Source organism: Natranaerofaba carboxydovora, from assembly GCF_022539405.1.
Taxonomy (GTDB): domain Bacteria; phylum Bacillota; class Natranaerobiia; order Natranaerobiales; family Natranaerofabaceae; genus Natranaerofaba; species Natranaerofaba carboxydovora.
In genome coordinates this window covers 1,196,637-1,211,015 of the sequence record NZ_CP054394.1, presented here as the reverse complement: position 1 = coordinate 1,211,015, position 14,379 = coordinate 1,196,637, and the positions used below count along the sequence as shown (strand labels likewise).

At 37.6% G+C, this 14,379-nt stretch carries 16 protein-coding genes; 15 read left to right on the top strand and 1 reads right to left on the bottom strand.

What is annotated here, in order from left to right; all coding sequences use genetic code 11:
• The first annotated feature begins 46 nt into the window (after positions 1 to 46).
• The 11 genes from ACONDI_RS05855 (at position 47) to ACONDI_RS05805 (ending at position 9,563) form a co-directional block, all read left to right on the top strand.
• Positions 47 to 1,204, top strand: a complete 1,158-nt coding sequence (locus ACONDI_RS05855; RefSeq protein ID WP_241080534.1) for a thiolase domain-containing protein — start codon at positions 47 to 49, stop codon at positions 1,202 to 1,204.
• 53 nt (positions 1,205 to 1,257) lie between these two features.
• Positions 1,258 to 1,776 carry a Zn-ribbon domain-containing OB-fold protein gene (locus ACONDI_RS05850; protein WP_241080533.1) on the top strand — a complete coding sequence of 173 codons (519 nt, stop codon included), beginning with the start codon at positions 1,258 to 1,260 and terminating at the stop codon, positions 1,774 to 1,776.
• Positions 1,777 to 1,792: 16 nt separating this feature from the next.
• Positions 1,793 to 2,281, top strand: coding sequence for a Zn-ribbon domain-containing OB-fold protein (locus ACONDI_RS05845; RefSeq protein WP_241080532.1), 489 nt, complete (start codon positions 1,793 to 1,795; stop codon positions 2,279 to 2,281).
• 18 nt (positions 2,282 to 2,299) lie between these two features.
• The gene (locus tag ACONDI_RS05840; RefSeq protein ID WP_241080531.1) at positions 2,300 to 4,033 is read left to right on the top strand and encodes an AMP-binding protein; all 1,734 of its coding nucleotides are present in this window, start codon (positions 2,300 to 2,302) and stop codon (positions 4,031 to 4,033) included.
• Between the two features lie 151 nt (positions 4,034 to 4,184).
• Positions 4,185 to 5,198, top strand: a complete 1,014-nt coding sequence (locus ACONDI_RS05835) for a CoA transferase subunit A (protein WP_241080530.1) — start codon at positions 4,185 to 4,187, stop codon at positions 5,196 to 5,198.
• Between the two features lie 50 nt (positions 5,199 to 5,248).
• Positions 5,249 to 6,028: a CoA-transferase subunit beta gene (locus ACONDI_RS05830; protein ID WP_241080529.1), complete on the top strand. Its 780-nt coding sequence runs from the start codon at positions 5,249 to 5,251 to the stop codon at positions 6,026 to 6,028.
• 356 nt (positions 6,029 to 6,384) lie between these two features.
• Positions 6,385 to 6,738: a hypothetical protein gene (locus ACONDI_RS05825; RefSeq protein ID WP_241080528.1), complete on the top strand. Its 354-nt coding sequence runs from the start codon at positions 6,385 to 6,387 to the stop codon at positions 6,736 to 6,738.
• A 149-nt stretch (positions 6,739 to 6,887) separates the two neighbouring features.
• Positions 6,888 to 7,157, top strand: coding sequence for a hypothetical protein (locus tag ACONDI_RS05820; RefSeq protein ID WP_241080527.1), 270 nt, complete (start codon positions 6,888 to 6,890; stop codon positions 7,155 to 7,157).
• Positions 7,147 to 8,751 carry a sodium:solute symporter family protein gene (locus ACONDI_RS05815; protein ID WP_241080526.1) on the top strand — a complete coding sequence of 535 codons (1,605 nt, stop codon included), beginning with the start codon at positions 7,147 to 7,149 and terminating at the stop codon, positions 8,749 to 8,751. Before ACONDI_RS05820 ends, ACONDI_RS05815 begins: the two co-directional genes overlap by 11 nt.
• A 181-nt stretch (positions 8,752 to 8,932) precedes the next feature.
• Complete coding sequence (locus tag ACONDI_RS05810) at positions 8,933 to 9,319, top strand: hypothetical protein (protein WP_241080525.1); 387 nt, start codon at positions 8,933 to 8,935, stop codon at positions 9,317 to 9,319.
• 19 nt (positions 9,320 to 9,338) lie between these two features.
• Entirely contained in the window at positions 9,339 to 9,563 is a 225-nt protein-coding gene (locus ACONDI_RS05805; protein ID WP_241080524.1) for a hypothetical protein, read from the top strand.
• Positions 9,564 to 9,661: 98 nt separating this feature from the next.
• Here the strand turns inward: ACONDI_RS05805 and ACONDI_RS05800 are convergent, their stop codons facing one another.
• A complete protein-coding gene (locus tag ACONDI_RS05800; RefSeq protein ID WP_241080523.1) occupies positions 9,662 to 9,919 on the bottom strand; it encodes an amphi-Trp domain-containing protein in 258 nt (85 codons plus the stop codon).
• Between the two features lie 121 nt (positions 9,920 to 10,040).
• Here ACONDI_RS05800 and hisD point away from each other — a divergent pair, with 121 nt between their 5' ends.
• The 4 genes from hisD to ACONDI_RS05780 all read left to right on the top strand — a co-directional run bounded on the left by hisD (position 10,041) and on the right by ACONDI_RS05780 (position 14,328).
• Positions 10,041 to 11,282 carry a histidinol dehydrogenase gene (hisD, locus tag ACONDI_RS05795; protein ID WP_241080522.1) on the top strand — a complete coding sequence of 414 codons (1,242 nt, stop codon included), beginning with the start codon at positions 10,041 to 10,043 and terminating at the stop codon, positions 11,280 to 11,282.
• A gap of 203 nt (positions 11,283 to 11,485) precedes the next feature.
• On the top strand, positions 11,486 to 11,998 hold the full coding sequence (locus ACONDI_RS05790) for a 4Fe-4S dicluster domain-containing protein (RefSeq protein WP_241080521.1): 513 nt from the start codon (positions 11,486 to 11,488) through the stop codon (positions 11,996 to 11,998).
• Between the two features lie 24 nt (positions 11,999 to 12,022).
• Positions 12,023 to 12,514 (top strand): NADH-quinone oxidoreductase subunit NuoE family protein, encoded by a 492-nt coding sequence (locus ACONDI_RS05785; protein ID WP_241080520.1) that lies wholly within the window; start codon positions 12,023 to 12,025, stop codon positions 12,512 to 12,514.
• 23 nt (positions 12,515 to 12,537) lie between these two features.
• Positions 12,538 to 14,328, top strand: coding sequence for an NADH-ubiquinone oxidoreductase-F iron-sulfur binding region domain-containing protein (locus ACONDI_RS05780; protein WP_241080519.1), 1,791 nt, complete (start codon positions 12,538 to 12,540; stop codon positions 14,326 to 14,328).
• Positions 14,329 to 14,379: the final 51 nt, after the last annotated feature.

Sequence of the window (14,379 nt, the reverse complement as noted above, 5' to 3'; positions counted from 1 at the left end):
ATAATCAAAATTAAATAATCATAATTCTTAGAAGGAGGCTTTTAAAATGAGAGACGTCGCTGTTGTTGGTGCTGGAATGACTAATTTTGTCAGAAGAGCACTTGAAACACCTAAGGAATTATCTTACGAGGCTACTAAAAATGCTTTAGACAGCTGTGGTTTGCAGCTTGATGATATCGAAAGTATAGCACATGGTAGTGCTCCTGATGCCTTTGATGGTATCCATCAAAAAGGAGAATATCTAGCAGATGGCTGTGGAGGATTTAACAAACCTACTATGAGGGTATATGTAGGTGGAGCTACAGGAGTACACTCACTGATTCACGGATGGTATCACGTAGCATCAGGACATTTTGATACCTGTGTTGTAGTCTGCGAAGAAAAGATGTCTAGTGCTATGCCTCATGCCCAGGCATTTTTCAAGACTATATTTGATCATACCACAGAAAGACCTTTGGATCCTACTTTACTTTGGATTTTTGCCATGGAGATGAAAAGATATATGGAGACATATGGCTATACAAAAGAAGACATGGCAATAGTTGCAGAAAAAAACAAAAATCAGGGGATAAAACATCCTGCTTCCCAGTTTGATACCGAGGTAACAGTAGAAGATGTGCTAAATTCAGAAGTTATGGCATATCCAGTTAACCGCCTAGATGTTAGCCCTGTTTCTGATGGAGCAGTCGCAGTAGTGCTCGCCTCAGACAGAGTGGCAAGACAGATAACCGATCAGCCTGTTTGGGTGGAAGGAGTAGGTTGGAATCTTGATACGGCATACTGGGCAACAAGAGACTTGTATTATCCAAGGTACTGCGAAAAAGCTGCCTGGATGGCTTATGATATGGCAGGTATAAGAAACCCAATAGAAGATATCGATATAGCAGAACCTTATGATCCTTTTGATTACAAAGCCCTTCATCATATGGAAGGACTACAGCTATCACCGAAAGGTAAAACTGTGGATCTTTTAAAAGACGGTTACTTCGATCAGGACGGGGAAATTGCTATGTGTCCATCTGGTGGCTTAATGGGTGTTGGAAACCCTATTGCAGCTGCAGGAACTATGAAGATAGCAGAGTTATTCTGGCAGCTTAGAGGCGAAGCCGGGGAAAGACAAGTGCCAGGTTCACCTAAGCTTGGCGTAGCCCAGGCATGGGGTGACTTGATGCAGGTTAGTTCCGTAGTAGTAATGGGTAATTAAGAACTCATAAATATTTGATGCTAATCATTTATTAATAAAGGAGGCGAACAACAATGGGAAATATGGAAAAATGGGTATCCGGTGGTACCTCCGTATCTGAAAAAGACATTAAAGCCGGCGATATATTCCATACCTTTGATAGTCTAGATTGCGAATATACCTGGGACTGTGGGAAAGCAATTGGTAAATATCTTAGCGAGCTAAAAAAAGGAAATATAATTGCAAAAAAATGCAACGAATGTGGACGTATTATGCTGCCACCCCGTATGTTCTGTGAACTATGCTTTAGACCAACTGATGATTGGGTATATGTAGAAGATACAGGGATTATCAATACTTTTTCCATCTGTAATGTACACTGGGATGCAAGTAGGGTAGAGGAAGGTGAGGATCCTCCCCTTCCTGCAGTAATAGAAATTAATGGCGCTACTAAAGGAATGGGTATTTTGCATCTATTAGGCGAGGTAAAACCTGAAGATATCAAAATAGGGATGAAAGTTAAGGCTGTTTGGAAACCAGAAGAAGAAAGAACCGGTGCTATTACAGATATAAAATATTTTAAACCTTATTAATAAAGGAGAGATTAACATGGCTTTGACTGAGAGGGTTACAAAAAATGTTAATGCTGGCTATTGGTCCTCTACAAGAGATAGTATAGGGAACAGCTTTCCCGTAAAAAATCGCTATACTGCAGGAGTTGCCGGTCAAAAATTTTTCAACGAGTTAAAAGAAAATGGGAAAATATTTGGAACCCGCTGTAATAAATGTGATTACACTTATGTTCCTGCAAGACTCTACTGCGAAAAATGCTTTGAAAGACTAGAAGAGTGGATAGATGTTGGTAGTAAAGGAACTATATACAGCTATACTGTGGCCTATGTAAATAAAGACGGCTCACCAAAAGATAAACCAACTATACTTGCAGCTATAAAAATAGCTGATGGAATTGTCATTCATCGTTTGGATGAATGCAGTCCTGATGAAATAAGTAGCGGCATGGAGGTCGAAGCTGTAATTAGGCAAAAAGCAGAAAGAACAGGTTATCTGCTTGATATTAAATATTTCAAACCTTGTTAAAGGAGAGGAGTTTAGCCTATGACAAAAGGCAAAGATTTTTTGGTTGGTGATCAAAGAAAACCACCAAATGACTTCTTTGAAACCACCTTTGGCGATCTTTTAGATCAAAGGGCAGAAGAGTATGGCGACAAAGAAGCAATCGTCTATGTGTCACCTTTTGAAAAAAGCTACTCGTACAAAGACTATAGGGATATGTGTAATAAAGTAGCTAAAAGTTTAAGAATGCTTGGAGTAAGAAAAGGTGATCATGTTGCCATGTGGGGGACTAACATCCCCCAATGGATTTTTACACTAGGAGGAGCTGCCAAGATAGGTGCTGTCCTAGTAACAGTTAACACCAACTACAAAGCCAGCGAACTTGAGTATCTCTTGCAACAATCAGACAGCAACACTTTGGTACTAATCGATGAACACAAAGGCAATAGATATTTGGACTCTGTCTATCAAATAGCCCCAGAATTAAAAGACAGTGAGCCAGGAAAACTTAATTCAGAAAACCTTCCTAAATTGAAAAATGTAATTTTTGCCGGAGGAGAAAGTGACCCTGATAAAGATGAAGAACATCCAGGTATGTTTAGCTGGAATGAGTTCTTAGAACTTGGCAGCGAGATTCCCGACAATGAACTATCTAGATATCAAAGTGCCTGCGACCCTCATGATGTTTTTAATATACAGTATACTTCTGGAACCACTGGTTTTCCAAAGGGTGTTATGCTTACCCACTACAATGTCATAAATAATGCTTGGTATGTCGGTGAAGCCCAAAACTACACCGACGCTGAACGACTTTGTACTCCCGTACCATTCTTTCACTGTTTTGGTCTGACAATGAGTATTACAGCATGTCTTACTCACGGAGCCACTATACTTCCCGTACCATTCTTTGACCCAGAGTGGGTGCTAAAGACATTAGACAAAGGTAAAAGCACTGCCTGCCAGGGCGTCCCTACTATGTGGAGAGTAGTACTTGACCACCCTGATTTTGAAGAATATGACCTCAAACATCTTCGCACAGGTATAATGGCAGGATCTAACTGTCCCATGGAACTTATGAAACAGGTGACAGAACACATGGCACCAGAAGTAACTATATCTTTTGGCCAGACAGAGACCTCACCGGTCCTTACAAAAACCAGACCTTCAGATCCATTAGAACGAAGAGTCTCTACAGTAGGGCGACCACTTCCAAATATTGAGGTTAAAGTGTTCGACCCTGAAACAGATGAAGAGGTGGATCCAGGAGAAACCGGGGAAATTCGAGCCAGGGGCTACCCCATAATGAAAGGCTACTACAAAATGGAAGACGAAACAAACGAAACTATCACTGAAAACGGCTGGGTATGTACTGGAGACCTAGGAGTTATGGACGAAGAAGGTTATCTGTCTGTAACAGGACGTCTAAAAGACATGATCATCCGCGGCGGCGAAAACATTTATCCAAGAGAAATCGAAGAGTTCTTATATACTCATCCGAAAGTTTCAGATGTACAAATTATTGGTGCACCAAGTAAAAAGTACGGGGAAGAGCTAGCCGCTTATATCAAACTTGCAGAAGGCGAAGAAGCTACAGAAAATGAGATAAAAGAATTTTGCACTGGGCAAATAGCTAGACATAAGATACCTAAATACATTAAATTCATCGATGATTACCCTATGACTGCAAGCGGTAAGATCCAAAAATATAAATTAAGAGATAAAGCTATAGAAGATTTCAACCTCCATGATCAGCTTGAACAAAGAAAAGAAGCCTAAAATATATAATTAAATGTTCCACTAATGGGGCCTGGTATTTATATGCCAGGCCCTCTAATAACATCTAATTCATATTTATAATTTTACTGATTTGTCAATTTATTGATTAGTAACTAAATTTAATTAACCAAATATAAGGTAGGTGAATTTTATGAGTTATGAAGAGCTAATTGGCTTGCAAGAAGGAAAAGGTAAATTGTTTAAAAAACCTGATGCTGAAGGTTCAAGAAAGTTTTTCAAAAATAAATCTCGAGAAATGAAAAGTAAGGTAACCTCGGTAAAAGAAGCTGTAAATAAATATATTGAAGATGGCATTTATTTAGCAGTTGGTGGATTTGGGACTAATAGGATACCTACTGCTATTTATCATGAAATAGTAAGACAAAGAAAGAAAAATCTCGCTCTATCAGGGCACACTGCAACCCATGATGGTCAAATATTAATGGCTGGTGGTGCAGTAGATAGATGTGATGCAGCTTATGTAGTTGGCCTTGAAGCAAGAGGTCTATCTAAGAGCGCAAGGGATGCATTTGAAAAATACGGAGTTGAAGTATGCGAATGGACTAACGCAACTTTGACCTGGCGCTACAAAGCTGCTGCCATGGGTTTATCATTTTTACCAAGTAGAGCACTTTTAGGTACAGATACCTTTAAATACAGCGGTGCCAAAGTAATGCACTGCCCTTTTACTGGACAAAAATATGCAGCTTTACCAGCGCTTCCCGTTGATGTGGCTTGTATACATGTTCATAAAGCAGATATATACGGCAACTGTCAAATTGAAGGAATTGACGTGGGAGATATTGATATAGTTAAGGCTTCAAAATATGTAATAGTAACAACCGAAGAGCTAGTCCCTCATTCTCAAATGAGAAATGAAACTGATAAAGTAAGCATTCCTTACTTTTTAGTAGATGCTGTAGCAGAAGTGCCTTATGGTTGTTATCCGGGGAATATGCCATACAGATATTTTAGCGATGAAGAACATCTAAACGAATGGTTACAGCAGGAGCAGGAGGGCAAAATTGATGAATTCCTCCAAAAATATATCTACAGCACTTCTGATTTTAGCGAATATCTACAGCTTTGTGGAGGTATAGAAAAATTAAAAGATCTTAGAAGAAAAGAAGTGCTAATTGAAGACTTGGAAGAGTTAGGAGAATAAGATGAAGGCATTACAAACAAGGATCATTTTGTTAAAAGGAGGGGATTGAAATGAAAAGTGCCGATTATAATCAGATGGAGTTAATGATCACTCTTGCTTCTAGGTTTTTGGAAGATAAAAGTACTGTAGTGGTTGGAACCGGGGCGCCCTGTGCTGCTGCAATGCTTAGCCAGCGAACCGTGGCCCCCGATCTAATAATAATGTTTGAAGCTGGTGGCTTGGGACCACAGCTTCCAACAATGCCAATAAGCGTTGGTGATTCAAGAACTTTTTATAAAGGAATTATGTCTACTAGCATGGCAGAGATTATGGAACTATGTCAAGCTGGAATGGTAGACTTTACATTCCTTGGAGGAGCCCAAATAGATAAATATGGCAATCTTAACTCCACCATTATCGGTGATGATTATTACAAGCCAAAGGTTAGACTGCCAGGCAGCGGAGGAGCAAATGAACTAGCTTCTCTATGCTGGAACACCATGGTTATCACTCCCCATGTCAAACAAAGATTTGTAGAAAAAGTCGATTTTCTTACCACTCCTGGATATCTAAACGGGCCAGGAACAAGAGAGGATGTGGGCCTACCTGAGGGTACAGGGCCATACAAGGTTATCACCGATTTGTGTGTGATGGGTTATGACGATAAGACTGGCAGAATGAAAGTTGAGAGTATCCATCCCGGAGTAACTAAAGAAAAAATAGAAGAAAATACCGGGTTCAAACTACTGTGGAGCGATAACTTAGAAGAAAGCCCAATTCCTTCAAAAGAAGAACTAGATCTTCTAAGAGAAAAAGTAGACCCTTATCGCTACATTATTGGTAGAGAATAACCAAATATCTGCCTACATATCTTCAATTCATAAAAGATATGTAGGCAGAATTTTACTAAAAACCTAGGCAAACTAAAAACATAAATAGTTCTAAAATAAAAAATTTATACTATTTTTAAAAATAACTCATTTTTTTGTACCAATATTAATAAATATACAAATAAGTAGACAGTCCTCTCCTTAATTTGACACAACTATCCAAAAATAATGAAAAATAAATCTTGTTCTGACATTAACTAACTGATATCAACTACCTAACTTCTATAATTTAATAGTTAAGGAAGGAGGCATTACTAAATGCCTAAGAAAAAAAGAAAGATGAACATAAAAAAGATTCACAAGTTAATGAAAATACAATGAGCAAAGAAGATGAATTTATCTTAAAGTCTGAAGAAGATTTAAAAAACATAGACAGTGATAATACCGTCACCCTTGAGATTAAAGATAAGAGAAAAACAAGAATTTATGAGTTTACTTCCAAAGAAGAACGAGACTTATGGTATAGAGCTTATTGTAAACGAAAATTATACACGCCTTATTTTCTACTTGGAGTAGGAATAAATGCACTTCTTTACAAAGCTGGAATAGACCTGTCTCAAGACATTTTACTTGGTTTTATAGTAGGTATTGGAATTCCATTTGCTTGTATGTTTTTGCTGTCAGAAATACATTTTAAGCTTACTTACGAAAAAAGATTGTATAATAGCTGATTAATAAAGCACAAGCACGGTAATTTGTTAGAATGTTTTTAAATTTAAGAGGTTCTATAAGTAAGGGGGTGAGAACAGCTAAAAATTAATTTGGTAAGTTAAATTTGTATTTAGAATTAGTTAGTAAATCAAAAGTAAGGAGGTTTGTTATGTTTAAAGGAATGCATCCAATTTTTTTCGTCGGTATTGCTCTACTGTATGGCTACAATATTGGTATCATGATCCTTGAAATGACTGTAATCCCGCCTTACGACGGAGTAGGAATTGCCCCTCAATTCATTTATACGTCGATTATTTCCCTTTGTGTTATTAACATGGCTCTAGCATTAATGTGGGTCTATATACCAGAAAAAGCAGAAGAAAGAGAAAAACAGAAGAATGAAGAAGAAGAGGAGGAGGTGTCCTCTAATGGAAGTTAGTGCTCCCGTTGTTATTGCAGCTATTTTATACTTTGCTGTTTTAATTTATATTGGAGTTGCAACGAGAAAAGCTTCAGCTGACCCTATGGATTATTATATTGCCGGAAGAAAAATAGGTCCAGCAGTAAACGGTTCCGCTCTTGCAGCAGCTTTTTTTAGCCCGGCTACTTTTCTAGGGATGCCAGCATTTGTGTTCATGATGGGTTATCCTTTTTGGTGGGTTCTTAGTTCGATCATTGCCGGTCTACCACTTGCTTCTATGCTTACAGCAGCACCTTTAAGAAGATATGCGCCCGTGTCCTTCACAGATTACTTTGTAGATAGGTACGAAAATGAAAAATTAATGAGGGTAATAACAGGGCTTCCTGCACTCTTCTCCGGTTGGTCCTATATCACCCTTTCTCTTGTTGGTGTAGGACTCTTTATGGTGGCAATTTTAAGAATTCCTTACCCTTGGGCTATTTTTATTGCAACTGCAGTAACAATCTTCTACGTTTATATGGGCGGTATGGTTGCTACTACCTTTGCTACAGCTTTTCAAGGAGTTTTGATGACAATAGCTTCTCTAGTCGTTGCTTTTACTATCCTTATATATTTTGGCGGCTTTGGGGGGCTTAGTGAAGCTGTTTATGCAAATAATCCTGATTTCTGGCTCATGCCTCACGTTGATCCCGAAGCATTCTCTCATCCAATTATGAGTTACTGGACTGGAGCTATAGGATTTTTCTTTGTATGGCATTACGGCTTCACAACTATGCCGTATTCAGTAGTACGTTTCTTTACTTCCGTAGACATAAAAGATGCGCGCCGTTCAGTTCTATGGGCAGTAATCGTTGGATTTCCTATGTACTGGGGTCTTCTTATCGCTGGTACAGCAGCTAGATACCTTTTAGAAACTTATCATTACATGATGGATCAGGGAGCTGAGAATGCTGAAGAAGTCCTTGTTATGATTCAAGAGGCCTTTGCCATCGGAGGTGCTGCTGAAACCGATTATTCGTATATTGCCTTAACAGAAGCTTTAGGAAACCCCATAGTACTTGGAATCTTAACAGCAGGTGGCCTTGCTATCTCCATGGCAACAGCTGCTGGCTGGGTAATGGTTATGAATGTGCTTGTTAGCCGTGACTGGATGGGTAAAGTCTTTGGGCAAAAATGGGCTTTAGAAAACCCGGTCAAATCACTTCGCTTGTGGACTATTATAATAATGATCGTCTGCGCCATCTTCGCATTAAATCCAATAGCTTTAGTTCTTGATCTATCTGGCTGGGCCTTTATAGTCATCATTTGTACTACCGGCTTCCCATTGGTGCTTGGACTGTGGTGGGATAAGGCAACTAAAACTGCTACCATTTCTACAATAGCAGTATTCTTCCCACTCTCACTATTCTCATGGCTTTATGCCCACTATGCTTTAGGTAGTGCCCACTGGTTCTTTGCAAGTGAATGGATCTGGGACGATTTTCTATTACCAACAGGACACCAAGTCTGGTTGGTCCCTGCATCAGCAATATTCTTTATAGTGGTTTCGCTATTAACCCAGCCACCAAAAGAAGAAACTATACAAAAATATTGCCGTGACCTTAAGGGGTAATATTCTAAAAACACAATATTATTATGCTGACATTTATCTGATATGTCCTTAGCCGTGTTTTAGAATAAACGCGGCTTTTTTGTGTATTTTTTAATAAATTTGTCGAATTTGAAGGAATTATCTTTTCTTTGAAAGAAAATAGAGTAGAGTAAAAATTTTATAGTACAAGGAGGGCAAGCATATGGCTGTTGGAAAAGAAAAAAGTATCGATGATATCCTAGCTAATATGACAGATAGCGGAAGTTACCTTGAATTAACAGCACTACTTAGCAAATGGCAGCTTGATATAAGAAAGGTACGCAAAGTAATCGCAAGTAATAGTGAAGCTAAACCTTACTTAAGTGAACTAGAAAAAATTATTTCTAGATTAACAGAAGACGTGGAGTTAAAAAGTGAGTTATTTGATGACATACAACTAAAAAGCGATGACAATGATAACAAGAGTGATAACAAGTTTGATCTAAAACCAGAAAGTGAAGACTTAAATTTCAATAAGAATGAAGTTTTAAATTTCAAAAAAGATGATGCAACTGGTACTACTTCAGATAATACAGACCAAAAAACTTAAGTAGAAGGGAGGCATAATATTGCTAGAAGATAGGAAAAATATTGATGAAGTTATACAGGGAATGATTGATTCAGGTCACCGTCTTGAATCAACTGCACTCTTGAGTAGGTGGCAACTAGACATCAGAAAGCTTCGTAATGTAATTGATGATAACAGCGAAGCAAAACCTCTTCTAAATGAGCTAGAAAGCACAATAACCAGATTATTGGAAGATGTTGAAATGAAAATGGAAGAAGGACTGTAAATAGAAAGATAAAAGGGAGTTAGAGAGATAATTTGTCTTTCTAACTCCTGATTAGTATTTAATGATTATTATTTCTTTTAATCAAAATATTCAATTCTTTATTTAATAATTACGTCATCAGAACCAGGCTTCCATTCAATTTCTATTTCAAACTCATGTTTATCTTGCTTTGTCTTATATTTCAACTCTAGTTTGGTTGCTCCTGACGGCGCTATATTATGTTCTGTTTCGCCCTGCTGAAGGCTAAAAGAACCTTCATTAGAAAGCTTCTCACCTATCATTTTTAAAAATTCCCCAATATCTTTAGTGCTCTTTGGTTCTTCACTATAAAAATGTACTGTACTGTTTGAAGACATCCGCAACGACCTCCTTGCTTAATTTAATTTATAAATTTTACTTAATTATACCAATAGCTTTGTCTATTTAAAATAGATTTATATCAAAATATAATTTAAAATGATTGGAGGATATTACATAATGACAAAAAAAGTTGAGATTAAAAATAGTGTAGCAGAAATAATAGAGAAGGTAAAAACCAAAAAAGACAATGGCTTAGTAGAATTAATCGAAAAATATGATGGTATAAAATTAAAACCTGAAAATCTCCGATTATCAAAAGAAGATATAACTAAAGCTTATGAAGAGGTTGATGATGAGACTATTAATAAAATTAAATTTGCTGCCAGCCAAATAAGTTTTTTTTCTAAAAACCAGCTTGAATGCTTAAAGCCGCTTCATTGTCAAAACATTGAAGGAGTAGAGCTTGGACATAAAATAATACCAATCGAGTCATGTGGTTGCTATGTTCCTGCAGGAAGATACCCCCTTCCTTCATCTGCTTTAATGTCAATTATACCTGCCAGAACTGCAGGGGTAAAAAGAATCGCAGCTTGTGCTCCACCTAGTAAGACTCATGGTACTATTCATCCTATAGTAGTCGTAGCTATGGATATAGCCGGTGCAGACGAAATATTCATGATGGGAGGAGCTCAAGCGATTGCTACTTATGCTTATGGAACCAGTTCAATACCTCCTGTTGACATGATAGTTGGCCCTGGCAATACCTTTGTCACAGAAGCTAAAAGACAAGTAAGTGGCGATGTAGGAATTGATATGCTTGCTGGTCCAAGTGAAGTTCTAATAATAGCTGATGAACTGGCTGACCCAAATTTAGTAGCTATTGATCTTCTTGCAAAATGCGAACATGACCCAGATTCTGTCGCAATACTAGTAACAACCAGCCAGGAACTGATAGATAACGTTAAAAATGAATTTGCAAAAGAACTTGAATCATTGGAGACCAAAGAAGTAATTAAAGAAAGTTGGGAAAAATATGGTGTAGTAAAGTTAGTTGATGATTTAGACGAAGCCGCAGAATACTCCAATAAGATTGCACCAGAACATTTACAGGTTATAACAGAAAACGATGATGAATTAATAGAGAAGCTAACTAATTACGGCTCTTTATTTATAGGCCCAAACTCCCCGGTAGCATTTGGTGATTACGTGTCAGGTACAAATCATATATTACCCACAGGAACCGGTGCACGTTTTACCAATGGATTATGGGTAGGCAAGTTTTTAAAAGTATTATCATATCAAAAGATTACAGAAAGAGGAGCAAAAAAATTAGCTAACGCATGTATGCATCTTGCAGAGATGGAAGGACTATACGCCCATAAAAAATCTGCAGAGTATAGAATTAATAATAAAACGTAATATCTAGGTGTGGGTGGATTTAAAGACATAGCGATTAGAGCTCCTTATATACATTTATAGGGAGCTTTTTTAATCATATTTACTTAGCAGGAATATAAACCCAGTAAATAGAATGTCATAGATAGAATGTGAATGTAATAAGTGTATACAATGTTAAGGTTAAATCCCCTATAGCCTTAGGTATCAGGAGGTGTAATTTAATTTTGGATAATTTAATAGTTGTAAACACACAAAAATGTGTTGCCTGTAGAACCTGTGAACTAGAGTGTGCCGTTTCACACTCTAAAAGCAAGAACCTTTATACTGCAATTTTTGAAGAAACTCTGCCAAGAAAAAGAATTTTTGTAGAAAGAGCCGGTGAAACTAACTTCCCAATGCAGTGCCGTCACTGCGAAGACCCTCCTTGTAAAAATGTATGTCCTACAAATGCCTTCACAAAACCATCCAAAGCTGATCCAGTATTAATTGATAACGACAAATGCATTGGCTGCAAATACTGCATTATTGCCTGCCCCTTCGGTGTTATAACTTACCAAAACAATGAAGAAAAAATCATCAAGTGTGATTTATGTACAAACTTAGAAGATAATAATCCTCCAACCTGTGTAAAAAGCTGCCCCACGAATGCATTAGAATTTATTCCTTCAGAAGATTTTGTCAAAAAGAAAAGGAGGGAATTCATGGTAGAGTTTGTTACCGATTCGCATAAGGCTTAGTGTCGAACTCTACCAATAAAAGTTATGAGTATTAATACAAAAAATGTTAGTATTAAAGTAGAAGAGGTTAATAAAATAACCAGCAAATATATGGGAGAAGAACCCGATTATATTGCTCTCCTTCAGGAAATTCAAGATAAATTTCGCTATCTTCCAAAAGATGCTCTAAAGATCTGTTCAGAAAAACTAAACATTCCTTTAAGTAGGCTCTATAGCCTTGCCACTTTTTATAGTTGTTTTTCATTAACCCCAAAAGGTAAATTCGAAATCCATGTATGCATGGGAACCGCTTGTCATGTAAGAAAAGCCCCAAAAATGCTTGATAAAATATCTGATCATCTACATATAAAACCCGGCGAAACGACTAAAGACCAAAATTTTAGCCTTGAAACTGTAAACTGTGTTGGAGCCTGTGCATTAGGGCCTCTTATAACCGTTAATGGAAAATACAGAGGAAACCTTACAGTTAACCAAGTTGACTCCATCCTTAAAGAGCTAGAAGAACAAGTTGAGTAAGATTTATACTTGGAGGGAGATAATTGAAAAAAAAGGTTATATCGATATGTTGTGGCACTGGTTGTAATGCATCAGGAGCAGGTACTCTTTTTAGCAATCTAAAGAAAAAGTTAAATAATATTAAAGATATAGAAACAGAAATTACTGTCAAGAACACAGGCTGCCATGGTTTTTGTGAGCAGGGGCCTGTAATGGTTATCAAACCTGATAATATTTTCTACCGTCAGGTAAGACCTGAAGATGCAGATACAATAATCGAAAAATCCATAAAAAGAAATGAAATAATTGAGGAGCTATTATACGAAGATCCTACCACAGGGAAAAAGATCGTCAAAGAAGAAGATATTCCTTTTTACCAAAGTCAACAAAGACTTCTGTTTGGTTATAACGGTGATATTAACCCCAGAGATATAAATGATTATATCGCAACAGGCGGTTATGAAGCTTTAAAAAAGGTCTTTGAAAATATGAATCAGGAAGACGTCATTAAAGAAGTAAAAGATTCTAAGCTCAGAGGTAGAGGCGGGGGTGGATTTCCTACGGGCAAAAAATGGGAAGCTGCTTTTTTGACCGAAGAACAGGACAAATATATTATCTGCAATGCAGATGAAGGTGATCCAGGATGTTTTCAGGATAGAAGCTTAATTGAAGGAAATCCTCACCTGGTACTTGAAGGGATGATCATTGGTGCATACGCCGTTGGAGCTTCTAAAGGCTACATCTATGTACGTCACGAATACCCACTAGCTGTAAATAATTTCAGCCACGCCCTAAAGCAGGCTAGAGAATATGGTTATATTGGCGAAAATATTCTTGGGAGCGGTTTTTCCTTTGACGTAAAGATAACTAGAGGTGGAGGAGCTTTCGTATGTGGTGAGTCAAGTGCACTAGTTGCCTCTATCGAAGGCAAGTTAGGCGAACCAAGGGATAAATACGTTAGAAATACCGAGCAGGGCCTTTGGGGAAAACCAACTGTTTTAAATAATGTCAAAACGTGGGCAAGCGTTCCTTTCATAATAAATCAGGGAGCAAAATGGTTCACTAATATTGGAACCAAAGATAGTACAGGAACTATGGTTTTTTCCCTAACAGGAAAAGTAAATAATACAGGGCTTGTAGAAGTTCCCATGGGGATATCCCTTCAGAGCTTGGTGTTTGACATCGGCGGAGGAATAAAAGGTGACAAAAAATTAAAAGCCGTCCAAACAGGGGGTCCCTCGGGGGGATGTATTCCTGAGAACAAAATTGATATACCACTGGATTATGAAAAGCTTACTGAGATAGGTTCAATGATGGGCTCTGGTGGGATGATAGTTATGGATGAAAGTACCTGCATGGTAGATGTATCAAAGTACTTTTTAAACTTTACACAGGAAGAATCCTGTGGAAAATGCATCCCTTGTCGCGAAGGGGGCAGACAGCTAGTAGAAATCCTTAATAAAATCACACAGGGAGAAGGAAAGGAAGGGGATTTAGTTTTAATTAAAGAAGTATCAAAGACCATGCAAAGAGGTGCCCTCTGTAACTTGGGTAGACTAGCACCCAATCCTGTCATTACAACCTTAAAGTATTTCAAAAATGAATATCTGAGCCATATATATGACAAACATTGCCCCGCTGGGGTTTGTAAAGACTTAATTAGTTATTCTATCATTGAAGAGGAGTGTAGAGGTTGTCAAAAATGTATTAAATCCTGTCCTGTAGATGCTATCTCAGGCGTCAAAAAAGAACCTCATTCATTAGATCAAGAAAAATGCACTAAATGCGGAAGCTGTTATGAGGTCTGTCCTTTTGATGCAATATTGGTAAAATAGTTTGATGCTAATCAGATTTATTATACCAGTAATAAAGAAAGAAGGGAGGAA